Genomic DNA, 21,658 nt, shown 5'->3' with positions numbered 1-21,658 from the left:
CAAGCACGCGCCCGGGTTGTGGGCGCGCGCCATATGGCTGACCCGCGCCGGCATCATCTTGTCCCGCCCCCCGCCGCCCGCCATGTTCCGCCCCATGACGGCGACCATATCCATCGAGGTGAACGGCGAAGCGCGCCAGGTGCCGGAAGGTGCCTCGGTGCATGACCTGCTGCATCTCATCGGCCTCGCCGCCCCCAAGGTGGCGGTGGAGCGGAACCTGGAGATCGTGCCGCGTTCCGCCTGGACGACCACGCGACTCGGCGCCGGGGACAGGCTTGAGATCGTGCATTTCATCGGAGGCGGCTGACATGGACGGCATCACCCCCGCGACCGATGAGGGCTGGACCGTCGCCGGCCGGCGCTTCCGCTCGCGACTCGTCGTCGGCACCGGGCGCTACAAGAGCCTGGAGGAGACCGCGGCCTCCATCGAGGCATCGGGCGCGGAGATGGTGACGGTCGCGGTGCGGCGCGTGAACCTCTCCGACGCATCCCAGCCCATGCTGCAGGATTTCGTCCCCCCCGATCGCTACACCTACCTGCCCAACACGGCCGGCTGCTTCACCGCGCAGGACGCGGTCCGCACGCTGCGCCTGGCGCGGGAGGCCGGGGGCTGGAACCTGGTGAAGCTGGAGGTCCTGGGCCCGCCACCCTTCCTCTACCCCGACATGCGCGCCACCTTCGAAGCCGCCGAGGCCCTCATCAAGGATGGGTTCGAGGTGATGGTCTATTGCGCCGACGATCCCGTGGCCGCGAAGCGGCTGGAGGAGATGGGCTGCGTCGCCATCATGCCGCTGGGCGCGCCGATCGGCTCCGGCCTCGGCGTGGCGAACCCCTTCATGATCCGGGCGATCATCGCGCAATCCAAGGTGCCGGTGCTGGTCGATGCCGGCATCGGCACGGCGAGCGACGCGGCGCTGGCCATGGAACTGGGCTGCGACGCGGTGCTGCTGAACAGCGCCATCGCCCATGCCCGCGACCCCGTCCGCATGGCGCGCGCCATGAAGGCGGCGGTGGAGGCGGGGCGTGATGCCTTCCTGGCCGGGCGGATGCCGCGGTCGCCGGCGGCCGATCCGTCCTCCCCCACCAGCGGGCTCATCGCCTGAACTCGATTCGTGCCCGGCTTGTGTGACGGTTCCGTCACGATCTAGATTTATCCCGTTGGATGGGAATGTCCTCGGGAGGTGTGGTTGATGATTCGTCGTGGCGCAGTGGGTCTGCTGGCAGGCGCGGCCCTTATGCTCGGCGCCTGCACGCCCCAGCAGCCCCAGCAGGTGGTCGTGGTGCAGCGGCCGTTGGCGCAGGCTTGCGACACCAGCTTCGTCGTGGCGAACAATTCCGGTGCGACGGTGGAGCGGCTGTATTTCAGCCATTCCAGCCAGGGCGGCTGGGGCGCAGACCAGCTGGGCCAGAGCGTGCTGCCCCCGGGCCGGCAGGTGTCCTACCGCGCGGCCAATACGGGCAACTATGATTTCCGCGTGGTCTGGGCGAATGGCCGGACGGCGGAGATCCGCGGCGTGAATGTCTGCCGCGCCAGCCGCATCACCGTGACGAATGGCGGGCTGCAGGCGAGCTGACGCGGCGTTCCAGCCACCAGCAGGATTGAGCCGGTTCGGCATTGTCAGTCGATCATCGCGGGCCGGCCCGCGCCTCCGCCGGCCTTCGGGCCGGTGGATGGGTGCGGTGACGGTCGCGCCCGTCGCGGCGACGCATAGAACATATTAGAAACATTTCGCCTTGCGGCAGGATCTTGCTGGGCGCTGGCGGCGCCAAACCCAGGCTTTGCCTGGGGTGCGACTCGCCGTTCCGGCTGAATCGCGCGGGAAGTCAGCGGTTTCCAGGAGCCATCCCGGCCCCCCCGGGGGGCGGACAGGCGGTGTTTCCGGCGCCTTAACCGGCCCCGCGGAAAAAAAACGGCCAGGGGCGAAAAACCGCTTTCCAGCGGGGGAGGGGGGGCCTATATGCCGCCCCAGACGCAGTACGCACGTGCCGAAGGCCCCAGGCCCACGGAACCCAGGAAGAGTGATGCGGCCGAAGCCCCAAAAGGGTGACGGGCGCCGTCGCACATCCAGGGTCACCGCGGCGCAAGGTTAACGCAACGACGTCAAGCGTTCTGGCAACCCCGGCGGCTCACCCCGCCGGTTCCACTTGGTCGCTGGTTCGTTCGACCGTTTCGTCAATCTGGGGCCGCCCCGCAGGGCCGCCCCCGCCGTTTGGGGAGTTTGGGCGCGATGAACCCAAAGATCGCCGAGTACCTGCGCGACCACGCGCCCGCCACCCCCTGCCTCGTGCTGGATGTGGACCGCGTCGAGCAGAATTTCCGCCGCCTGATGGCCGCCATGCCGCTCGCCCGCGTCTACTACGCGGTGAAGGCGAACCCGGCCGCCCCGATCCTGGACCGGCTGACCTCGCTCGGCTCCTCCTTCGACGCGGCCTCCTGGGAAGAGATCGAGGCCTGCCTGGCCGCCGGTGCGCGCCCGGCCGACATCTCCTTCGGCAATACCGTCAAGAAGGTCTCCGCCATCAAGGCCGCCCATGCGGCCGGCGTCACCATGTTCGCCTTCGACAGCGAGCCGGAGCTGAAGAAGCTCGCCCAGCACGCCCCGGGCGCCCGCGTCTATTGCCGCATCCTCGTGGAGAACAAGGGCGCCGAATGGCCGCTCTCCCGCAAATTCGGGTGCGAGATGGGCATGGCGAAGGACCTCATGGTCAAGGCCGCCGCATGGGGCATGGACCCCTATGGCATCTCCTTCCATGTCGGCTCCCAGCAGACGCAGACCGGCGCCTACCAGGCGGCGATCGCCCGCGTGGCCATGCTGTTCACCGACCTGCGCGAGGCCGGCGTGAACCTGCGCATGGTCAACCTCGGCGGCGGCTACCCCGTGCGCTACCGCGCCGAGGTGCCGGAGATCGACGCCTTCGGCGACGCCATCATGGGCGCCATGGCCGAGCATTTCGGCAACGCCCTGCCGGAGATGGTGATCGAGCCCGGCCGCTTCATGGTGGGCGATGCCGGCGTGGTGTCCTCCGAGGTCGTCCTCGTCTCCCGCAAGGGGGAGGATGATCCGGTCCGCTGGGTCTACCTCGACATCGGGCGCTTCGGCGGCCTGGCGGAGACGGAGGGCGAGGCCATCCGCTACGCCTTCCGCACGCCCCATGACGGCGGCGCTGAAGGCCCCGTGACGATCGCCGGCCCGACCTGCGACAGCACGGACACGCTGTACGAGAAGTCCAACTACCGCCTGCCGCTGGCGCTGGATTGCGGCGACCGCGTGGAGCTGATCGCCACCGGCGCCTATGTCACCACCTATGCCAGCCAGGCCTTCAACGGCTTCAAGCCGCTGGCGGAACACTACATCTGAACGCCCGCGCGACCAGCGCGCGTAACGGAACGGCGGCCGAAAGGCCGCCGTTTCTTTTTTGCGGGCGTCCGCGCTAACCTGCCGCCATGGATGAGATCGATCGCAACCTGGTCGTCGCGCTGCAGGAGAACGGCGCGGCGGGGCTGGCTGAACTGTCCAAGGCCGCCGGCCTGTCCGTCTCCGCCACCGCGGAGCGCGTGAAGCGGCTGGAGGAGAGGGGAGTGATCCGCGGCTGGCGGATCGACCTGGATCCCGTGGCCGCCGGCTGCCCCCTGCTGGCCTTCGTCTTCGTCGCCATGCGGCCGGGGAAGGACGACGCCACCTTCCTCCGCGCCATGAAGCGGCATGAGGCGGTGCTGGAATGCCACACCGTCACCGGCGCCTGGTGCTACCTGGTGAAGCTGCGCCTGGCAGACATCGCCGCGCTGGAAGCCTTCGTGTCGGAGGAAGTGCGCGGCCAGCCGGGCGTGGAGCGGACGGAAACGATCCTGGCCCTGGCCAGCCCGAAGGAGACGGCGATCCTGCCGGTGGCGGCGGCGCAGGAGGAATAGGCGGGGCGGCAGCGAGCCCCCCCGCCACCCATCCTCAGTTTGCCGGCCGCGCGCCCATCGCGACGGTCCGCTCATCCATCCGCGGTTCGTAGACGATGCCGCGGCGCGTCGCCCAGAAGTTCACGAGCTGGAACAGCGGGATCATCGCCGTCTCCCGGTCCACCATCGCGACCGCTTCCTGCAGCAGGCGTTCGCGCGCCGCATCGTCCAGCGTCGCGGTGGCGCGGGCCGTCAGCGCGTCCAGCTCCGGGTTGGAGTAGCGGGAGTTGTTGGAGGCGCCGGTGCGCTTTTCCCGGTCGAAGGTGCCGAAGATGTTGACCAGCATGTAGCTGGCCTCCCCGGTCACGCTGCCCCAGCCGGCCAGGCGGGCATTGTGTTCCTGCCGCGCGGTGCGGGCGGCATAGGCGGCCCAGGGCAGCGATTCGACCTGGGTGCGCACGCCGATGCGCGTCCACATCTGCGCCACCGCCTGGGCGGTGCGGGCGTCATTGGGGTAGCGGTCATTCGGCGTGTGCAGCGTCAGGCGGAAGCCCTGCGGGAAACCCGCTTCCGCCAGCAGGCGACGCGCACCCTCCGGGTCGGGCCGCGGCGCGACCACGGCGGGGTTGTAGGAATAGGACCCCGGCGGGAGCCACTGGCCGGTGGGGCGCGCCGTGCCCTCCATCACGCGCTCCGACAGAGCCTCCCGGTCGAGGGCAACGGACAGCGCGCGGCGCACCCGGGCATCCAGCATCGGGTTGCGGGGCAGGGGCCGGCCCTCATTGTCGGAGACATGGACCGGCGGGCCATCGGTGCGGGAGAAATCGGTCATCAGATAGATCAGGCGCAGGCCCTGGATCTCCGAGATCGAGACGCGCTGGTTCTGCCGCAGCCGCGCGATGTCGGAACTTGGCACCTGGTCGATCACATCGAGGTCGCCTGCCAGGATCCCCGCGGTGCGCGCCGCGTCATTGGCGATGAAGCGGTAGGAGACGCGGCCCCAGGGCTCCGCGCCCCGCCAGTAATCCGGGTTGCGGGTGAATTCGGTGCGGTCGCCGGGGCGGTAGGTGCCGATGCGATAGGGGCCGGTGCCGATGGCGGCGCGGCCGCTGTTGTAGTCCTCCGTCGCTGCGCCCTCTCCGACATGGCGGGAGATGATCTGGATGGAGGCGAGCTCCGTCGGCAGCAGCGGATGCGGGGCCGCGGTGTGGAAGCGGATGGTCAGCGGGTCCACCACCTCCGTCCGCGTGATGGCGCGCACGAAGCCGCCGAAGCCGCCCGGGCTGTTCGGCACGTTGGGCGCGCGGCCGATCGTGAAGGCCACGTCATCCGCGGTGAAGGCGCGGCCGTCATGCCACTTCACGCCGGGGCGCAGCTTGAATTCCCAGGTGGTGTCGGAAATCGCGCGCCAGCTCTCGGCCAGCGCCGGCTGGATGCGCGCCTGCGCATCCTGTTCCACCAGGCGGTCGAACAGGTGCATCGTCAGGCTGATATTGGGGGAGGCATTGTAGAAATGCGGGTCGAGCGAGGTCGGCGACCCGCCGATGCCGATGGTGAGGTTCTGGGCGAAGGCAGGGGAAGCGAGCAGCAGAGCGAGCGTCGCCAGCCCGGCGGGACGGGGGAGGTTGTGTCTCATGGCAGGTTTTTTCTCCCGGATTCAGGTTCCGGGCTTCAACCTAGCCTCACCTGTGGCACGCTGCTACACGAGATGGGTAGTCTGGGACCGGGGAGAATGACGATGCGATACAGCATCCGGACAGCCGCGTTGGCTGGCGTTTCGGCAATCGCGTTCGGGGCGGTGGGGGCGACCGCGCAGACGCTGACGATCGGCGTCGGATCGCCGGTCACGTCGCTCGACCCGCATTACCACCAGCTGTCGCCGAACAACGCCGTCAGCGACATGATCTTCGAGAAGCTGATCGATACCGATGCCGCCGCGCGGAACATCCCCGGGCTGGCGACGGAATGGCGCGCGGTCGGCCCGACGGTCTGGGAATTCAAGCTGCGGCCCGGCGTGCGCTTCCACAACGGCAATCCCTTCACGGCGGAGGACGTGGTCTTCACGATCCAGCGACTGCCGAATGTGCCGAACAGCCCGTCCTCCTATGCCGCCTACGCAAGGCCGATCGTGCGGATGGAGATCGTCGATCCGCTGACGATCCGCTTCCACACCGCATCGCCCTATCCGTTGCTGCCGCTCGACATGACGAATGTCCGCATCCTGGATGCGGAGACGCATGCGACGGCGACGACGGAGCAGTTCAACGCGGGCACCATGGCGATCGGCACCGGCCCCTTCCGCGTACAATCCCACCGCAGCGGCGACCGGATCGAGTTCGAGCGCAACGCGACCTACTGGGGCAATGCGCCGGGCTTCCAGCGCGTCTCCTACCGCATGATCACCAATGACGCGTCGCGCACCGCGTCGCTGCTGTCGGGCGACCTCGACTTCATCGACCAGGTGCCGACGACGGATCTGGCGCGGCTGCGCGCCGACCAGCGCCTGGCGCTGTCGGAGACGGTGGGCCTGCGCCTGATCTTCCTCGGCCTCGATCACCTGCGCGCGGCCGGGGAGAATTCGCCCCACATCACGGATAATGACGGCCGGCCGCTCGGGCGGAACCCGCTGAAGGACGTGCGCGTGCGCCGTGCGCTGTCGATGGCCATCGACCGCAGCGCGATCACGAGCCGCGTCATGGAAGGGGCGGCGACGCCGTCCGGCCAGTTCCTGCCGCCGGGCACCTTCAGCCATGTGGCCGATGTGCCGGCGCCGGCCTTCGATCCCGATGGCGCGCGCCGCCTGCTGGCGGAGGCCGGCTACCCCAACGGCTTCCGCATCCAGCTGAACAGCCCGAACGACCGCTACATCAACGATGCCCGCATCGCGCAGGCGATCGGCGCGATGTGGACGCGAATCGGCGTGCGCACCACGGTGGAAGCGCAGACCTGGTCCATCTTCGTCAACCGCGCCGCGCGGGCCGAATACTCCGCGCACCTCATCGGCTGGGGCTCCAACCCCGATGGCAGCCATCCGCTGCGCAACATCATGGCCACCGTCAGCAGCGAACGCGGCTGGGGTGCCTCCAACCGCGGCCGCTATTCCAACCCGGAAGTGGACAGCCTGCTGAGCCAGGCGCTGGTCGAGCTGGACGAGCCGAAGCGGGAGCAGATCCTGATCCGCGCGCAGCGCATGGCGCATGAGGACGTGGCCGTGATCCCGCTGCACATCCAGACCAACATCTGGGCGATGCGGCGCGGCCTGACGCATACCGCGCGCGTCGACGAACTCACCCGGGCGCAGGATGTGCGCCCGGCAGCCGCCCGCTAGGGACGGCGGGGCATGAGCGTCTATCTCCTCCGCCGGCTGATCCAGGCCGTCGGCGTCGTCCTGGCCATGTCGCTGATCGTCTTCGTCGGCGTCTTCGCCATCGGCGACCCCGTCGAGATCCTGATCAGCCCGGACGCGGACCAGATGGAGCGGGAACGCGCCATCAAGGCGCTCGGCCTCGACCTGCCGCTGTGGCAGCAATACGGGATCTTCCTGGGCAAGGCGCTGCAGGGCGACCTCGGCCGGTCCTTCGTGTTCAACGAACCCGCGCTGACGCTGATCATGCAGCGCATGCCGGCGACGCTGGAACTGGCGCTGGCCGCCACCATCGGCGCCATCGTGATCGGCCTGCCGCTCGGCCTCTATGCCGGGCTGCGGCCGAACAGCGTGGGCTCCAAGGCCATCATGGCGGGGTCGATCCTCGGCTTCTCGCTGCCGACCTTCTGGGTCGGGCTGATGCTCATCATGGTCTTCGCGGTCCAGCTGGGCTGGCTGCCCTCCACCGGGCGCGGCGACACGGTCGAGATCCTCGGCACCCGCTGGTCCTTCTTCACCCTGGACGGCCTGGCCCATATGGCGATGCCGGCGCTGAACCTCGCGCTCTTCAAGATCAGCCTCGTCATCCGCCTGACCCGCGCGGGAGTGCGGGAGACGATGCTGATGGACTACGTGAAGTTCGCGCGCGCCAAGGGGCTTTCCCCCTTCCGCGTCACCTTCGTGCACGTCTTTAAGAACATCCTGATCCCGGTCGTCACCGTGACGGGGCTGGAATTCGGCAGCACCATCGCCTTCTCCGTCGTCACGGAATCGATCTTCGCCTGGCCCGGCATGGGCAAGCTGATCATCGACAGCATCAACGTGCTCGACCGGCCCGTGATCGTCGCCTACCTGATGATCATCGTGCTGATGTTCATCACCATCAACCTGATCGTGGACCTCACCTATTCGGTGCTCGATCCGCGCGTCCGGCTGGAAGGCAAGTGAGATGAGTGCGGCTGTCGAGACACCGCCGGTCACGCCGGCGAAGGATAAGGTCGAGACCCCCTTCCAGCGCTTCGTCTCCGAATTCGCGGAATCGAAGCTGGCGATGTTCGGGCTGGTGGTCTTCACCATCATCGCGGTCGTCGCGATCCTGGCGCCCTTCATCTCCCCCCAGAACCCCTATGACCTGGCGGTGCTGGACATCATGGATGGGCGGCTGGAGCCTGGTTCGAAATCCGGCGACGGCGAGACGACCTTCTACCTGGGCACGGATGACCAGGGGCGGGATATGCTGTCCGGCATCATGTACGGGCTGCGCATCTCCCTCACGGTGGGCGCCGGTTCCGCCTTCATCGCCTGCATGGTCGGCGCTTCGCTCGGCCTGCTGGCGGCCTATGCCGGCGGCAAGACGGACAGCGCCATCATGCGCGTCGTCGACCTGCAGCTTTCCTTCCCCTCCATCCTCGTCGCGCTGATGATCCTGGCCTTCCTCGGCAAGTCGATCACCAACGTCGTCATCGCGATCGTCGTGGTGGAATGGGCCTATTACGCCCGCACCGTGCGCGGCACCGCGCTGGTGGAACGCCGGCGCGAATACATCGAGGCCGCGGAATGCCTGGCGCTGCCGAAGCGTCGCATCCTGTTCGGCCACCTGCTGCCGAACTGCCTGCCGCCGCTGATCGTCATCGGCACCATGCAGGTGGCCCGCGCCATCGCCCTCGAAGCCACCCTGTCCTTCCTCGGCCTCGGCGTGCCCATCACCGAACCCTCGCTCGGCCTGCTGATCGCGAACGGGTACGAATACATGCTGTCCGGCAAATATTGGATCAGCTTCTACCCCGGCATCGCGCTGCTCGTGACCATCGTCTCCATCAACCTGGTCGGCGACCAGTTGCGGGACGTGCTGAACCCGAGGCTGAAGAAATGACGGCGCCCACGCTCGAGGTCCGGAACCTCTGCACCCACTTCTTCACCCGCGCCGGCGTCGTGCGCGCGGTGGACGACGTCTCCTTCACCGTCCGGCGCGGGCAGGTGCTGGGGCTGGTCGGTGAATCCGGGTCCGGCAAGACCGTGACCGGCTTCTCCATCATGGGGCTGGTCGATGCGCCCGGGCGCATCGTCTCCGGGAGCATCCTGTTCCAGGGGAAGGATCTTGCAACGCTGTCGGAGGAGGAGATGCGCCACCTCCGCGGCAACCGCATCGCCATGATCTTCCAGGACCCGATGATGACGCTGAACCCGGTCCTGCGCATCGATACGCAGATGATCGAGACGGTGCAGGCGCATGAGAAGGTCAGCGACGACGAAGCCCGTGCCCGCGCCCGCGATGCTCTCGGCATGGTCGGCATCCCGTCCCCGGATGAACGGCTGAAATCCTACCCCCACCAATTCTCCGGCGGCATGCGCCAGCGCGTCGCCATCGCCATCGCCCTGCTGCACCGCCCCGATTTGATCGTGGCGGATGAACCGACCACCGCGCTCGATGTCACCATCCAGGGGCAGATCCTGGCGGAGGTGCAGAAGCTCTGCGCCAATACCGGCACGGCGATGATCTGGATCACGCATGACCTCTCCGTCGTCGCCGGCCTCGCCGACGACATCGCGGTGATGTACGCGGGCAAGGTCGTCGAATACGGCGATGTGGGCGAAGTGCTGGACACGCCGCTGCATCCCTACACCCATGGCCTGATCGGCTCCGTGCCGTCGCGCAACAAGCGGGGCGAACCGCTGCGCCAGATTCCCGGCATGACGCCCTCGCTGCTCAACCTGCCGGAAGGCTGTTCCTTCCGCGCCCGCTGCCCGCGCGCCCAGGCGGATTGCGTGCAGCGGCCCGAACTGCACGAATGGCTGCCCGCGCGCTTCGCCCGCTGCCACCACCCGCACCGCGAGGAGTCTGCCGCGGCATGAGCGCGACCGACGAGCAGATCTACGCCACCCGGACCTTCACCGACACCGAAGTGCCGATGATCGAGTTGAAGGGCGTCTCGCGCCGCTTCTCGAAGAAGCTCGACATCGCGGCCAAACTGGCCCGCAAGCTTGGCGCCGATGTGCGGGAGGAGATCGTCCACGCCGTGGACGGCGTCGACCTTCGCGTCCGCAAGGGGGAGGTCGTCGGCCTGGTCGGCGAATCCGGCTGCGGCAAATCGACGCTCGGCCGCATCGTGGCCGGCATCCTCCCGCAGTCGGAGGGCCAGGTCTTCTGGAACGGGCAGGATGTCGCGGGCCTGCAGGGCGATGCGGCGCGCACCGCCAAGCTGCGCCGGCAGATGATCTTCCAGGATCCCTATGCCAGCCTGAACCCGCGCATGAAGGTGGCGGACATCGTTGGGGAGGCCCCGCAGGTCCATGGCCTGATCAAGCGCGGCGGCTTCGACGAGTATGTCGATGAACAGATGCGCCGCGCGGGGCTCGATCCCGCCTTCAAGCGCCGCTACCCGCACCAGTTCTCCGGCGGCCAGCGCCAGCGCATCGGCATCGCCCGCGCGCTGGCCGTGCAGCCGGAATTCATCGTCTGCGACGAAGCGGTCGCGGCCCTCGATGTCTCGATCCAGGCGCAGATCCTGAACCTGTTCATGCGCCTCAGGCGCGAACTGGACCTCACCTACCTCTTCATCAGCCATGACCTCGGCGTGGTGGAACACCTCAGCGACCGCGTCGTCATCATGTATCTCGGCCGCGTGGTGGAAGAAGCGCCGACGGAGCGCGTCTTCACTGCGGCCAACCACCCCTATACCCGCAGCCTGCTCGACAGCGTGCCCCGCATCGGCAACCGCAAGCGCGCCTTCGCGACGGTGAAGGGGGAGATTCCGTCCCCCCTCAACCCGCCCTCCGGCTGCCATTTCCACCCCCGCTGCCCGCTGGCCTTCGACCGCTGCAAGGTGGAGGTGCCGAAGCTGAAGACGGTGGACAGCCTGCACCGCAGCGCCTGCCACCTGAACGACGCGGCCTGAACCATCCCGTCGCACCCCGGGACGCTTGCGTGAAGGGGGGCGGTTGGAGGATCAAGGGCGCATGAGCATCCCTGCCGACATCCTCCCCCCCACCGGCGACGCATCCGGCGACGCGCTGGGCGATGCCCCGATCGACTATGTCGTGGTCAGCTTCCTGGGCGACCTGCCGCTGCTCCGCCTACAGGCGCGCAGCTTCGCCCTGTATCACCAGGCCGGCGACATCGGCCGCATCATCGTCGTCAACAACGACAATGACAGTACCGCCTTCGACCAGCGGTTCGAGGCCGAAATCCGCCCCCTCTACGGCGATCTGGCGGCGAGGGTGGATGTGGTGCGGGCCGATGACCTGCTGCCCGGCATCTCGAAATCCCGCCGCGGCTGGCGGCGCCAGCAGGCGCTGAAGCTGGCCGCCTGCCGCCTGGTGCAATCGCCCCTCAGCATCTCCATCGACAGCAAGAACCACCTGATCCGCCCCACCGGCAAGGCGGCGTACCGGACGCCGGAAGGCCGGCTGATCGTGCCGGCCAGGCGGCGCTGGTCCGTCCCCGAAGCCTGCCTGCGCTATTTCGGGGTGGCGGAGGATGCCTGGCCGGCCGATGTCGCCAATGTCACCACCCCCTATCCGCTGGTCACGGCGCAGGTCCTTTCGCTGCTGGAGGAACTGGACCGGCGGGGCGAGAACCTGGCCACGCTGTTCGAGACGCGGGGCGATTTCTTCGAATTCGCGCTCTATCACGCCTGGCTGGTCGCGCAGGGGCTGGACGGGCTCTACGACCTTCACGCCCCGATCATCGCCACCGGCCTCTGGCCGCATAAATTCGATGATCCCGATCGCCCGCTGCGGCGCCTGGTGGCGCAGACCGGCCTGCCGCATGTCCATTGGCTGGCCATCCACCGCAAGACGCGGGATGTGACGCCGGCGCTGAAGGATATCGTGACCGGCCTCTGGCAGGGCTTCGGCCTGACCGGCACGACGGAGGAAGGCAACGCCATCCTCTCCGACGGCATCCTGCCGCCGGGGGTGGAGGAAGCGCCGGATGGGCGGGAGGATGGGGCCGAGGAGCAGGCGCCCGCCGCCCCGCCCGCCGCCGAGCCCTTGGCCGCTCCCGCCGCCCCGCCCGCCGTGCTGGTCGATCCCGTCGATGCCCTGCTGATGCCCGGCTTCCGCACGGGGCGGGAGACGATGGACATCCTGAAGGTCTTCGCCGGGCTGGTCGGGCCGCGGGTGCTCGACCTCGGCTGCTATCGCGGCGGGTCCACCCTGGTGATGGCGCTGCTCGGCAAGCATGTGGAGGCGCTGATCGAGGGGCGCTTCTGGCCCGACCGCCTGGCGCCGATCCTGGAACCCCGCGGGATGCGCGCCCTCAACCTGCCCTATGAGCAGTATGAGCCGGATGCGCCGCTGGACGGCATCTGGGCGTCGCATGTGCTGCAGAACGCGCGCAATCCCGGCCTGTTCCTGGATCGCTGCCGCCGCCACCTGAAGGATGATGGCTGGCTCGCGGTGGTGGTGCCGCCGCTGCGGTCCCGCATCACGGCGGGCAAGGTCAATCCGGGCTGGAACCTGGGCGCGCTGATGTATGCGCTGCTGGCGGCGGGCTTCGACCTGACGCGCGGCCATTTCCTGTCGCACGGCTTTAACGTGGTGGCCTTCGTGCCGAAGGCGGCGCGCGTGCTGGACCGCCCCGCCGATGCCTTCGCCGACCCGTCGCTGTGGCCCTTCAAGCTGGATGCGAAGCGCGGCTTCGATGGGGATATCCCGTCCTGCAACTGGCCGGAGGAATTCCGCGAAAGGATGGCGACGGGCCTGTCCGAGCTGGCGCTGGAGGGCCCAGAGGCCGCGCTGGTGGAGGCGCGGCGCCTGGCGACGATCTGGGTGTAGCGGACAGCCGGGGGGCAGCCCCCCTCCCGGCGTCAGGGCCCGGCGTCAGGTCCGCTTCTGCTGCGGCTCCCGCGCGGTGCCGCGGCCCCGGCCAGGCGGGTCCGACGGATCGCTGTCGGACACGCCGGAGGCCGGCGGCCGGCTGCCGCCGCGCCCACGGCCGGGCGGGTCGTTCGGGTCCGTGTCGGTCGGGCCGCTCGCGCCCTTCTGGGCCGGGCGGTTGCCACCGCCGCGCCCGCCATTGGGCGGGTCGTTCGGGTCGCTGTCCGTGACGCCTGTGCTGCCCTGACGGTTGCCGCCACGGCCCTGGCCGGGCGGGTCTGACGGATCGCTGTCGGAGGCACCGGTCGGCGGGCGGTTGCCGCCGCGGCCCCGGCCGGGCGGGTCCGAGGGATCGCTGTCGGAGGCACCGGCATTGGGGCGGCTGCCGCCGCGGCCCTGGCCGGGCGGGTCCGAGGGATCGCTGTCGGAGGCACCAGCATTGGGGCGGCTGCCGCCGCGGCCCTGGCCGGGCGGGTCCGAGGGATCGCTGTCGGAGGCACCGGCATTGGGGCGACTGCCGCCACGGCCATTGCCGGGTTCGTCGCCGGGGTCGCTATCGGTCAGGCCGCTGCGGGCGGGCGGCGGGCTGGCACCGCCACCCTTGCCGCCACTCCCCGGATTGGGGCTGCCCTGGTTGGGGGTGCCCGGGCTGGCACCGGGATTGGGGTTGCCGCCGCCGCCGGATTTGGCGCCCTGCGCCATCGCAACGCCCGGCAAGGCCGCCGCGCCACCCAGGCTGGCCAGGCGCAGGACCAGCAGGCGACGGAACAGGGGGGACCCAGGGGGTACGGACATCAGGCGCTCCTTCCTCCCGGCCATGTTCCGGTGCCGGCGGCCCCAGGACAAGAGCTTTCCCGGATGGCGGTTCCGGGGTGCCTGCATGGCGGCAGCGGGGCAGCGGACCTTGCCGTGCCTGCAATCCGATGGCGAGGCGCGGACACAACAGCGTAACGATCCGGCCACAGGATTCCGCGACGACGCCGGGTGCGAGGGCGGATCGGTCCGCCTGCCAAGCAAGGGATTCGGCGCGACTCGCGGGGTGCGGTGATCATGGCGCTCGACAGGGATGCCGGTGCGGTCCCGCAGGGAGCCGGGGCCGGGCTGGAGACGTTGGAAGAACAGAACCCCAACATCAGGCTTGCGGTCATGTTCCCTTTATGTTCACCTACTCGCATGAGCACCATCGCCCTTGACCCCCGCCTTTCGGCCGGCGCTGTCCCGGCCGATCTCCGCATCCCCCTGCCGCCGCGCGGCCGCCGCCTGGCCCGCCCCGCGGTGCGGGAACCCGCCTGGCGGGAGGCGATGCGCTGGTCGCTGATCGGCCTGACCGCCAGCATGGCGGCCGGTGAGGTCGCGCTGAGGCTGTTCGGCCCCTGACGGTCAGACAGGCAGGGTAGCCAGCGCCTGCAACCCGCCCCGCGGGCGGTTCTTCAGCACCACATCCCCGCCATGCGCCCGCAGGATGTTGCGCGCGATGGGCAGGCCGAGTCCGGTGCCGCCGGTTTCCCGGTTCCGGCTGGTCTCCAGGCGGCGGAAGGGCTGGAAGACGTTCTCCAGTTCCGATTCGGGCACGCCCGGCCCTTCATCATCCACCGTGATCCGCACAAGGCCGGCGGCGGGCGGCACCAGCGTCAGCCGCGCTGCGCCGCCATAGGCGACGGCATTGCCCACCAGGTTCGCCAGCGCCCGCTTCAGCGCGCCCGGCCTGGCGATCACGGTCAGGTGTTCCGGCCCCTCATAGGTGATGGCATCGGTGAAATCCGGCCGCGCATCCGCCGTCTCGTCCAGCACGGTGCGGCAGAGGGAGGCGAGGTCCACGGGGACGGAGGGCTCGCCGGTCGATTCGTCCCGCGCGAAGGCCAGGGTGGCGGCGATCATCGCCTCCATCTCATCGAGGTCGGCGAGCATCTTCCGCCGCTGCTCGTCATCATCCAGGAATTCGGCGCGGAGCTTGAGGCGCGTGATCGGCGTCTTCAGATCGTGCCCGATGGCGGCCAGCATCTGGGTGCGGTCGCCGACATAGCGGCGGATGCGCTCCGCCATGGTGTTGAAGGCCTTGGCCGCGGTCGCGACCTCCGCCGGCCCGTCCTCCGGCAGGGGTGGCGCGTTCACGTCCCGCCCGAGTCGGTTCGCGGCCTCCGCCAGGGACCGCACGGGGCGCGTCAGCCGCCGCACGGCCCAGAGGGTCAGCAGCCCCGCCGCCAGCGTCATCAGCACGAAGGCGAGCAGGAAATGCTCGGAGTGCCAGGGCCGGGGCGGCGGGAATTCGAGCTTCAGATTCAGCCAGCCATAATCCGGGAAGCGGAAGCTGACGGTCAGCACGTCCGGCCGCGGGTCGAAGGAGGCGATGACCTCCCGCGGCCGGAAGCGCGGCGGCGCGCCCATCATCGAATCCAGCCGGAACAGTCGGATCAGCGGTGGGGGCGGGGGCGGGAAGCCGTGGCGGGCCACGGGTTCCGAATCATAGGAGGCGCGCAGCCCCGGCGGCAGTTCGAGATCCGCCAGCATCCCGGCGCGGCGGTCGGGCGGCAATTGCAGCAGGCTGCGCCAGACGCTGAAGACGCGCTGGGAGATCTCCCGCCCCTGCTGCAGGCGCTGCAGATCCACGCGGTCCAGCGCATGGATGGTCAGGCCGGCCACCTGCACCAGGACCAGGCCCAGCAGCAGCACCGCGGCAGTGCGGCCGGCCAGGCTGCACGGCCACAGCCAGCGCATCCAGCGGAACACCCTCAGTGCTTTCGAAAGGATCGAGGTTGAGCATCAATGTCCGCGGCGAACATCGACCTGCCTTCCGCGCATGCGGTTCCGTCGGACATCAATGCACAACCTCTCAGCCGCGCTCGACGGTCGAGGCCAGCACATAGCCCCCGCCGCGGACGGTCTTGATGACCTGCGGATTGCGCCCGTCATCCTCCAGCTTGCGGCGGAGGCGGGAGACGGCGACATCGATCGCCCGGTCGAAGGGCCCTGCCTGGCGACCGCGCAGCAGGTCCATCAGCATGTCCCGCGTCAGCACGCGGTTCGGGCGTTCCACCAGCACCATCAGCAATTCATATTCGCCGCCGGTCAGCGGCACCTCCACCCCCTGCGGGTTCAGCAGGCGCCGCCGCGCGGGTTCCAGCACCCAGCCGGAGAAGCGGATGACCTTGGCCGGCGGTTCCTGCGAAGGCCCCGTGCTGCTGTCCGCCGTCGCGCGCCGCAGCACGGCGCGGATGCGCGCCAGCAATTCCCGCGGGTTGAAGGGCTTGGCGACGTAATCGTCGGCGCCGAGTTCCAGGCCGACGATCCGGTCCGTCTCCTCCCCCATCGCCGTCAGCATGACGATCGGCACTTCCGACTGGCTGCGCAGCCAGCGCGCCAGGTCGAGGCCCGATTCGCCCGGCATCATCAGGTCCAGCACCACCAGGTGGTACCGGCCGAGCGGCCAGAGCTTCCGCGCCTCCCGCGCATCGCGCGCGGCGGTGACGCGGAGCGACTGCTTCTCCAGGAACTTCGTCAGAAGCTCCCGGATCTCGCGGTCATCATCGACGATCAGGATATGCGGTGCGGTGGCGTCCATGGCTGTAACATAGCGCGTGCGGACGCCGACCGAAGCGCCATCCGCGCCCGGATGTTGCGGTATGTGACGGGGGCGGCAGGCGCAACGAAGCGTTGCACTTCCTGACCTTCCGCCCCCTCCGCCCGTAACCTGGCCATGCGCATATTCGGGACAGCCGACGCCACCCCCGCCGCGGCACCCCGGCTTCCCGCCGCGGCGGCGACCCCCTCGCTCACCGGGGTGGCGTCGTGTAGTGGCGGCGGGGATGGCCCACTCCCTCCCATCCCCGCCGCCCGCCTTCCCCCACCCGCCGGCTTGGGCGAGGGAGGGGCTTGCCGCGCTGGCGGCGATCGACCCCGACATGGCCCGCATCGAGGCCACCGCCGGGCCGCTGCCCTGGCGGTCCCGCCCCGCGGGGTTTCCAGGGCTGTTGCGCACCATCTGCGGCCAGCAGATCTCCAACCAGGCGGCGGGCGCCATCTGGGGGCGGCTTTCCGCCATCCCCGGCGCGCTGGACCCCGCCGGGCTGCTGGCCCTGGACGATGCGACGCTCTGCGGCATCGTCGGCCTCTCCCGCCCCAAGGCCGCCCATGCGCGGTCCCTGGCCACCGCCTGCGCCGACGGCACGCTGCGGCTCGATGCGCTCGGCGCCATGGGGGATGAGGAAGCGGTCGCCCACCTTTCCGCCATCCGCGGCCTGGGTCGCTGGACGGCGGAGGTGCACCTGCTGTTCGCGCATGACCGGCGCGATGTCTTCCCGAGTGGCGACATCGCGCTGGCCGCCAGCGTGGTGCATCTGAAGGGGCTCGATGAGCGGCCGAAGCCCAAGGCGCTGGCCGAATATGCTCTCCGCTGGCAGCCATGGCGGGGGCTCGCGGCGCGGCTGCTCTGGCACCATTGGCGCCAGGTGACGGGGCGGCCGCTGATCGAGGATGGCTTGCCGCTAGCCCCCGCCGGCGGCACGGTCGCGCCATGAGCCTCTCCGCCCGCATCCGCATGACCGCCGCGCCACCGATTCCCGCCGCCCGCGCCTGGGCCGCGCGCTATGCCGGCCAGGCCGGCCCGGCGCTGGACCTGACGCAGGCCGTGCCGGGCTACCCGCCGCCGCCCGAACTCCTCGCGAAGCTGGGCGAGGCCGCCGGCAGCGCGGCCTGCGCGGGCTACGGCCCCATCGCCGGGGACATGGCGCTGCGCGATGCGCTGGCCGACGACATGGCCCGCTTCTACGGCGCCCCCATCACCGGTGCCGACGTCGCCATCACCGCCGGCTGCAATCTCGCCTTCGCGATGACCATGGCCGTGCTGGCGGCGGAGGGGGAGGGCGTGCTGATCCCCACCCCCTGGTACTTCAACCATGAGATGGCGCTGACCATGCAGGGCGTGCGCGCCGTGCCCCTGCCCACCCGCCCGCAGGACGGCTTCGTGCCCAATCCGCGCATGGCGGAGGCCATCATGGCCGCCAGCCCGGTGAAGGCGGTGGTCCTCGTCAGCCCCAACAACCCGACCGGCGCCGTCTATCCGCCGGAGATCATCCAGGCCTTCGCCGATCTCTGCCGCCGCCGCGGCGCCATGCTGGTGCTGGACGAGACCTACCGGGACTTCCTCCGCCCCGACCAGTCGCCGCCCCACGCCTTGTTCCAGGACCCGGATTGGGGCGATGTGCTGGTCCACCTCTACAGCTTCTCCAAATCCTACTGCATCCCCGGGCATCGCCTGGGCGCCATCGCCTGCGGGCCGGCCTTCCGGGCGGAACTCGACAAGGCGCTGGATACCTTCCAGATCTGCCCGCCGAGGCCCGCCCAGACGGCGCTGAGCTGGGCCATCCCCGCGCTGCGGGAGTGGCGCGACGGCAACCGCGCGCTGATGGCGGACCGCGCGGCGGCCTTCCGGGATGGCGTCTCCCAGCTGCCGGGCTGGCGGCTGGATGCCATCGGCACCTATTTCGCCTATCTCCGCCTGCCCGATGGCGCGCCGGATGCCCTGGCCTCCGCCGAAAGGCTGGCCGCCGAGCAGGGGCTGATGGGCCTGCCCGGCCCCTTCTTCGGACCGGGGCAGGATCGCCATATCCGCCTGGCCTTCGCCAATGCGGGGCTGGAGGTGCTGGCCCAGGTGCCAGGCCGCCTCGCCAACCTGTAGGAACCCGTTGCCATGACCGAGCATGCCCCCGAGGTCTGCACCCCCGATTGCTGTGGCCCCGCCGCTTCCACCGATGCGCCCGTCGCCCTGACCCCCGCGCCGTCCGGGACCATCGACGTCATCTCCGACGCCATCTGCCCCTGGTGCTGGATCGGCAAGCGCAACATGGAAGCCGCCCTCGCCGAACTCGGCGCCCAGGGCCTGCATTTCGCCGTGCGCTGGCGCCCCTACCAGCTCAATCCCGACATGCCGGTGGAAGGGGTGGAGCGCGCCGCCTATCGCGAACGGAAATTCGGGTCGCTGGAGCGCAGCCGCCAGATGGATGCCCGGCTGGTGGAAGCGGGGAAGGTCGTCGGCCTCGATTTCCGCTTCGACCGCATGATCCGCACCCCCAACACGGTGGCCGCCCATCGCGTCATCCGCCTGGCGGAGGCCGCGGGCTGCCAGGACGCCGTGGTGGAGGCGCTGTTCCGCGCCTATTTCAACGAGGGCCGGGACATCGGCGATGCCGCCACCCTGGCGGCGGTCGCGGCCGAAGCGGGCCTCGACGGCGTCGCCGCCATGCTGGCGTCCGATGAGGGCGCGGCCGAGGTGGTGGCGGAGGACATGGCCGCGCGCCGCGCCGGCCTGGATGGCGTGCCGAGCTTCCTGATGGAGCGCCACCTGTTGTTCAGCGGCGCCATGCCCGGCCCGAACATGGCGGATGCGTTCCGCCGCGCGCATGCGATCCTGTCAGCCCGCGCCGCGTGAAACGCCGCGACACGAAGTCACGCCCCGCGTGAATTCCTTGCCAACCCATCGCGCGCTAGGCTCCCGCCATTGAGCGGAGCCTCGCGATGGAATGGGTCATTCTCGGGATCGTCGTCCTGCTGCTGCTGTGGCTGGTCGTCGTCTACAACCGCCTGGTGGCGCTGCGTCAGTCCACCGGCCAGGCCTGGGCGGATATCGAGGTCCAGCTCAAGCAGCGCCACGACCTGATCCCCAACCTGGTGGAGGCGGTGAAGGGCTATGCCGCGCATGAACGCGGCACACTCGATGCCGTGGTGAAGGCGCGCAACGCCGCCGTTTCCGCAAACGGGCCGGAGGCCGCTTCCGCTGCCGAGGGCCAGCTTTCCGGCGCGCTCGGCCGCCTGTTTGCCCTGTCGGAAGCCTATCCCGACCTCAAGGCCAACCAGAACTTCCTGTCCCTGCAAGGGGAATTGTCGGCGGTGGAAGGCAAGATCGCCGCCGCGCGTCGCTTCTTCAACAGCGCGGTGGCGGAATTCAACAGCGCCATCCAGTCCATCCCCGCCGTCTTCTTCGCGGGCAGCCTCGGCTTCACCCCACGCAGCTTCTTCGAACTGGCGGAGAATGAGCGTGCCGCCGTCAACACCGCGCCCACGGTGAAGTTCTAGTGAGCCGCGGAAGGACGGGGAGGTTGAGGATGGGCGAGCGAATTTTCGTGCAGGACAGGATGACGCGCCGCCACGATGCGGGGACATCGTGGCAAGCAGCAGACGCATCCTGCGCGGAAAGGCGCCGCCCAGCCGACCCGCCCCGTCCTTTCGCGGCTCACTGATCGATGCAGGCCACCGGCCTTCGCACCCATGGGTGGAACACCGCGCTGCGGTCCATCCTGCTGCTGGCCGGCTTCCCCTTCCTGCTGGTGGCGATGGGCTATGCGCTGGCGCTGTTCCTGGTGGCCTGGGACGCGCCCACCATCGCCAAGGGCTTCGCCCAGGCCTGGCGCCTGCTGCCGACCATCATCCCGCTGGCCCTCATCGTCGCCGCAATCTGGTTCGCCATCGCCTGGAAAGCGAACCTCCGCATCCTGGAAATCGCGAGCGGCGCCAAGCGCGTGGCGGATCCGCGCGACGAACCGCGCTTCTGGCGCCTGGCGGAGGAACTCTGCATCGCCCGCGGCATGACGCTGCCGCGGCTTTCCGTCATCGAAAGCCCCGCCCGCAACGCCTTCGCCGCGGGGCTCACGCCGGACCGATCCATGGTCGCCGTCACGCGCGGGTTGATGGACGCGCTGGACGATCGCGAACTGTCCGCCGTCATCGCCCATGAACTCGCGCATATCCGCAATGGGGATGCGCGGATCGGCGTCATCGCCACGGTGTTCTGCGGCGTCATCACCCTCGTCACCGATGGCGTCTGGAACATCCTGAAGGCCATGCGCCACGTCCGGCTCGGCGGCCGGGGCCGATCCTCCTCCTCGTCTTCCTCATCGTCCAGCCGCAACAGCAACAGCGGCGGCGCGGGTGTCGTCGTCGTCCTCATCCTCGTCGCCATCGTCATCGCGGTGATGGCGCATGTGCTGGCGATCGTGCTGCGCATGGCGCTGTCGCGGAACCGCGAATACCTGGCCGATACCGGCGCGGTGGAGATGACGCAGGACGCCGACGCGATGATCAGCGCGCTCCGCAAGGTCGCGCAGCGGCCGCAACTGCCGGAGGTCGCCGAACAGATCCGCGCGCTGTTCCTGCATGACCGCGCGCTGAGCGCCAATGTCGGCTGGTTCGCCACCCATCCGCCGATCGAGCGGCGGATCGAGGCGCTGGTCCGCTACGCCGGCGGCCACGACCCCGGCCCGCTGCCGGAAATCGCCGACGATCCCCCACCCCCGGAAGCCGCGCCGGAAGCCGCGACGGACCCCGACGCCACCATGGCGCCCTGGAAGCCCGAACACGCCCCCGCCTTCGCCGGCGCCTCCCCCTGGACCGCGCCCGCGGAGGCCACCCAGGCGGAAGCCGTGCTCCCGCCGCGGTCCGACCATCAGGAAAGGCTGGACGCCATGGCCGCCTTCGCCCGCACCCTCGATCCCGGAATCATGAAGAACCAGGCGAAGCGGGAGGAAGCGCGCCGCGAAGGCCGCAACCCGGACGAGGCCGCGCCACCGCCGCCCCGCCCCCCACGCTGACCGCGT

General features: G+C 69.8%; 21 protein-coding genes. 17 read left to right on the top strand and 4 right to left on the bottom strand.

Going from position 1 to position 21,658, the window contains the following annotated elements:
• Nucleotides 1-94 precede the first annotated feature (94 nt).
• The 5 genes from thiS to ACTIE5_RS28635 all read left to right on the top strand — a co-directional run bounded on the left by thiS (nt 95) and on the right by ACTIE5_RS28635 (nt 3,910).
• On the top strand, nt 95-307 hold the full coding sequence (gene thiS / locus ACTIE5_RS28655; protein ID WP_439553159.1) for a sulfur carrier protein ThiS: 213 nt from the start codon (nt 95-97) through the stop codon (nt 305-307).
• A 1-nt stretch (nt 308) separates the two neighbouring features.
• The gene (locus ACTIE5_RS28650) at nt 309-1,103 is read left to right on the top strand and encodes a thiazole synthase (protein ID WP_439553158.1); all 795 of its coding nucleotides are present in this window, start codon (nt 309-311) and stop codon (nt 1,101-1,103) included.
• An 87-nt stretch (nt 1,104-1,190) separates the two neighbouring features.
• A complete protein-coding gene (locus ACTIE5_RS28645; protein WP_439553157.1) occupies nt 1,191-1,574 on the top strand; it encodes a hypothetical protein in 384 nt (127 codons plus the stop codon).
• Between the two features lie 654 nt (nt 1,575-2,228).
• Nucleotides 2,229-3,359 carry a type III PLP-dependent enzyme gene (locus tag ACTIE5_RS28640; protein ID WP_439553156.1) on the top strand — a complete coding sequence of 377 codons (1,131 nt, stop codon included), beginning with the start codon at nt 2,229-2,231 and terminating at the stop codon, nt 3,357-3,359.
• Between the two features lie 86 nt (nt 3,360-3,445).
• Nucleotides 3,446-3,910 carry an Lrp/AsnC family transcriptional regulator gene (locus tag ACTIE5_RS28635; RefSeq protein WP_439553155.1) on the top strand — a complete coding sequence of 155 codons (465 nt, stop codon included), beginning with the start codon at nt 3,446-3,448 and terminating at the stop codon, nt 3,908-3,910.
• A 34-nt stretch (nt 3,911-3,944) separates the two neighbouring features.
• Here ACTIE5_RS28635 and ACTIE5_RS28630 read toward each other — a convergent pair whose 3' ends face one another.
• Complete coding sequence (locus tag ACTIE5_RS28630; protein WP_439553154.1) at nt 3,945-5,525, bottom strand: ABC transporter substrate-binding protein; 1,581 nt, start codon at nt 5,523-5,525, stop codon at nt 3,945-3,947.
• A 96-nt stretch (nt 5,526-5,621) separates the two neighbouring features.
• On the opposite strand from ACTIE5_RS28630, the gene ACTIE5_RS28625 reads away from it, so the two are divergent.
• From ACTIE5_RS28625 to ACTIE5_RS28600, 6 genes are all read left to right on the top strand, one after another.
• A complete protein-coding gene (locus ACTIE5_RS28625; RefSeq protein WP_439553153.1) occupies nt 5,622-7,217 on the top strand; it encodes an ABC transporter substrate-binding protein in 1,596 nt (531 codons plus the stop codon).
• 12 nt (nt 7,218-7,229) lie between these two features.
• Complete coding sequence (locus ACTIE5_RS28620) at nt 7,230-8,201, top strand: ABC transporter permease (RefSeq protein ID WP_439553152.1); 972 nt, start codon at nt 7,230-7,232, stop codon at nt 8,199-8,201.
• A 1-nt stretch (nt 8,202) separates the two neighbouring features.
• Complete coding sequence (locus ACTIE5_RS28615) at nt 8,203-9,126, top strand: ABC transporter permease (RefSeq protein WP_439553151.1); 924 nt, start codon at nt 8,203-8,205, stop codon at nt 9,124-9,126.
• Nucleotides 9,123-10,106 carry an ABC transporter ATP-binding protein gene (locus ACTIE5_RS28610; protein WP_439553150.1) on the top strand — a complete coding sequence of 328 codons (984 nt, stop codon included), beginning with the start codon at nt 9,123-9,125 and terminating at the stop codon, nt 10,104-10,106. The genes ACTIE5_RS28615 and ACTIE5_RS28610 overlap by 4 nt, the downstream gene beginning before the upstream one ends.
• A complete protein-coding gene (locus ACTIE5_RS28605; RefSeq protein ID WP_439553149.1) occupies nt 10,103-11,149 on the top strand; it encodes an ABC transporter ATP-binding protein in 1,047 nt (348 codons plus the stop codon). Before ACTIE5_RS28610 ends, ACTIE5_RS28605 begins: the two co-directional genes overlap by 4 nt.
• A 61-nt stretch (nt 11,150-11,210) precedes the next feature.
• On the top strand, nt 11,211-13,031 hold the full coding sequence (locus tag ACTIE5_RS28600) for a DUF6492 family protein (protein ID WP_439553148.1): 1,821 nt from the start codon (nt 11,211-11,213) through the stop codon (nt 13,029-13,031).
• A gap of 45 nt (nt 13,032-13,076) precedes the next feature.
• Here the strand turns inward: ACTIE5_RS28600 and ACTIE5_RS28595 are convergent, their stop codons facing one another.
• Nucleotides 13,077-13,868 carry a hypothetical protein gene (locus ACTIE5_RS28595; RefSeq protein WP_439553147.1) on the bottom strand — a complete coding sequence of 264 codons (792 nt, stop codon included), beginning with the start codon at nt 13,866-13,868 and terminating at the stop codon, nt 13,077-13,079.
• Nucleotides 13,869-14,246: 378 nt separating this feature from the next.
• Here ACTIE5_RS28595 and ACTIE5_RS28590 point away from each other — a divergent pair, with 378 nt between their 5' ends.
• Nucleotides 14,247-14,450: a hypothetical protein gene (locus ACTIE5_RS28590; RefSeq protein ID WP_092962058.1), complete on the top strand. Its 204-nt coding sequence runs from the start codon at nt 14,247-14,249 to the stop codon at nt 14,448-14,450.
• Between the two features lie 3 nt (nt 14,451-14,453).
• Here ACTIE5_RS28590 and ACTIE5_RS28585 read toward each other — a convergent pair whose 3' ends face one another.
• Both ACTIE5_RS28585 and ACTIE5_RS28580 read right to left on the bottom strand, forming a co-directional pair.
• Nucleotides 14,454-15,788 carry an ATP-binding protein gene (locus tag ACTIE5_RS28585; protein WP_439553146.1) on the bottom strand — a complete coding sequence of 445 codons (1,335 nt, stop codon included), beginning with the start codon at nt 15,786-15,788 and terminating at the stop codon, nt 14,454-14,456.
• Nucleotides 15,789-15,903: 115 nt separating this feature from the next.
• Nucleotides 15,904-16,632, bottom strand: coding sequence for a response regulator (locus ACTIE5_RS28580; protein ID WP_439553145.1), 729 nt, complete (start codon nt 16,630-16,632; stop codon nt 15,904-15,906).
• 244 nt (nt 16,633-16,876) lie between these two features.
• Here ACTIE5_RS28580 and ACTIE5_RS28575 point away from each other — a divergent pair, with 244 nt between their 5' ends.
• The 5 genes from ACTIE5_RS28575 to ACTIE5_RS28555 all read left to right on the top strand — a co-directional run bounded on the left by ACTIE5_RS28575 (nt 16,877) and on the right by ACTIE5_RS28555 (nt 21,652).
• Nucleotides 16,877-17,587, top strand: coding sequence for a DNA-3-methyladenine glycosylase family protein (locus ACTIE5_RS28575; protein WP_439553144.1), 711 nt, complete (start codon nt 16,877-16,879; stop codon nt 17,585-17,587).
• Nucleotides 17,584-18,747: an aminotransferase gene (locus tag ACTIE5_RS28570; protein ID WP_439553143.1), complete on the top strand. Its 1,164-nt coding sequence runs from the start codon at nt 17,584-17,586 to the stop codon at nt 18,745-18,747. Before ACTIE5_RS28575 ends, ACTIE5_RS28570 begins: the two co-directional genes overlap by 4 nt.
• 12 nt (nt 18,748-18,759) lie before the next feature.
• The gene (locus tag ACTIE5_RS28565; RefSeq protein WP_439553142.1) at nt 18,760-19,497 is read left to right on the top strand and encodes a DsbA family oxidoreductase; all 738 of its coding nucleotides are present in this window, start codon (nt 18,760-18,762) and stop codon (nt 19,495-19,497) included.
• Between the two features lie 86 nt (nt 19,498-19,583).
• Nucleotides 19,584-20,141 carry a LemA family protein gene (locus ACTIE5_RS28560; RefSeq protein WP_439553141.1) on the top strand — a complete coding sequence of 186 codons (558 nt, stop codon included), beginning with the start codon at nt 19,584-19,586 and terminating at the stop codon, nt 20,139-20,141.
• Nucleotides 20,142-20,308: 167 nt separating this feature from the next.
• The gene (locus ACTIE5_RS28555; protein ID WP_439553140.1) at nt 20,309-21,652 is read left to right on the top strand and encodes a M48 family metalloprotease; all 1,344 of its coding nucleotides are present in this window, start codon (nt 20,309-20,311) and stop codon (nt 21,650-21,652) included.
• The last annotated feature ends 6 nt before the right edge of the window (nt 21,653-21,658 follow it).

It is taken from the genome of Falsiroseomonas sp. (genome assembly GCF_051859025.1).
GTDB lineage: Bacteria > Pseudomonadota > Alphaproteobacteria > Acetobacterales > Acetobacteraceae > Falsiroseomonas.
This window is presented reverse-complemented; position numbering and strand designations above follow the sequence as displayed.

Coding starts and splice junctions, on each gene's coding strand:
- thiS (WP_439553159.1), top strand. CDS start 95: ATGACGGCGACCATATCCATCGAGGTGAACGGCGAAGCGCGCCAGGTG.
- ACTIE5_RS28650 (WP_439553158.1), top strand. CDS start 309: ATGGACGGCATCACCCCCGCGACCGATGAGGGCTGGACCGTCGCCGGC.
- ACTIE5_RS28645 (WP_439553157.1), top strand. CDS start 1,191: ATGATTCGTCGTGGCGCAGTGGGTCTGCTGGCAGGCGCGGCCCTTATG.
- ACTIE5_RS28640 (WP_439553156.1), top strand. CDS start 2,229: ATGAACCCAAAGATCGCCGAGTACCTGCGCGACCACGCGCCCGCCACC.
- ACTIE5_RS28635 (WP_439553155.1), top strand. CDS start 3,446: ATGGATGAGATCGATCGCAACCTGGTCGTCGCGCTGCAGGAGAACGGC.
- ACTIE5_RS28630 (WP_439553154.1), bottom strand. CDS start 5,525: ATGAGACACAACCTCCCCCGTCCCGCCGGGCTGGCGACGCTCGCTCTG.
- ACTIE5_RS28625 (WP_439553153.1), top strand. CDS start 5,622: ATGACGATGCGATACAGCATCCGGACAGCCGCGTTGGCTGGCGTTTCG.
- ACTIE5_RS28620 (WP_439553152.1), top strand. CDS start 7,230: ATGAGCGTCTATCTCCTCCGCCGGCTGATCCAGGCCGTCGGCGTCGTC.
- ACTIE5_RS28615 (WP_439553151.1), top strand. CDS start 8,203: ATGAGTGCGGCTGTCGAGACACCGCCGGTCACGCCGGCGAAGGATAAG.
- ACTIE5_RS28610 (WP_439553150.1), top strand. CDS start 9,123: ATGACGGCGCCCACGCTCGAGGTCCGGAACCTCTGCACCCACTTCTTC.
- ACTIE5_RS28605 (WP_439553149.1), top strand. CDS start 10,103: ATGAGCGCGACCGACGAGCAGATCTACGCCACCCGGACCTTCACCGAC.
- ACTIE5_RS28600 (WP_439553148.1), top strand. CDS start 11,211: ATGAGCATCCCTGCCGACATCCTCCCCCCCACCGGCGACGCATCCGGC.
- ACTIE5_RS28595 (WP_439553147.1), bottom strand. CDS start 13,868: ATGTCCGTACCCCCTGGGTCCCCCCTGTTCCGTCGCCTGCTGGTCCTG.
- ACTIE5_RS28590 (WP_092962058.1), top strand. CDS start 14,247: ATGAGCACCATCGCCCTTGACCCCCGCCTTTCGGCCGGCGCTGTCCCG.
- ACTIE5_RS28585 (WP_439553146.1), bottom strand. CDS start 15,788: ATGCGCTGGCTGTGGCCGTGCAGCCTGGCCGGCCGCACTGCCGCGGTG.
- ACTIE5_RS28580 (WP_439553145.1), bottom strand. CDS start 16,632: ATGGACGCCACCGCACCGCATATCCTGATCGTCGATGATGACCGCGAG.
- ACTIE5_RS28575 (WP_439553144.1), top strand. CDS start 16,877: ATGGCCCACTCCCTCCCATCCCCGCCGCCCGCCTTCCCCCACCCGCCG.
- ACTIE5_RS28570 (WP_439553143.1), top strand. CDS start 17,584: ATGAGCCTCTCCGCCCGCATCCGCATGACCGCCGCGCCACCGATTCCC.
- ACTIE5_RS28565 (WP_439553142.1), top strand. CDS start 18,760: ATGACCGAGCATGCCCCCGAGGTCTGCACCCCCGATTGCTGTGGCCCC.
- ACTIE5_RS28560 (WP_439553141.1), top strand. CDS start 19,584: ATGGAATGGGTCATTCTCGGGATCGTCGTCCTGCTGCTGCTGTGGCTG.
- ACTIE5_RS28555 (WP_439553140.1), top strand. CDS start 20,309: ATGCAGGCCACCGGCCTTCGCACCCATGGGTGGAACACCGCGCTGCGG.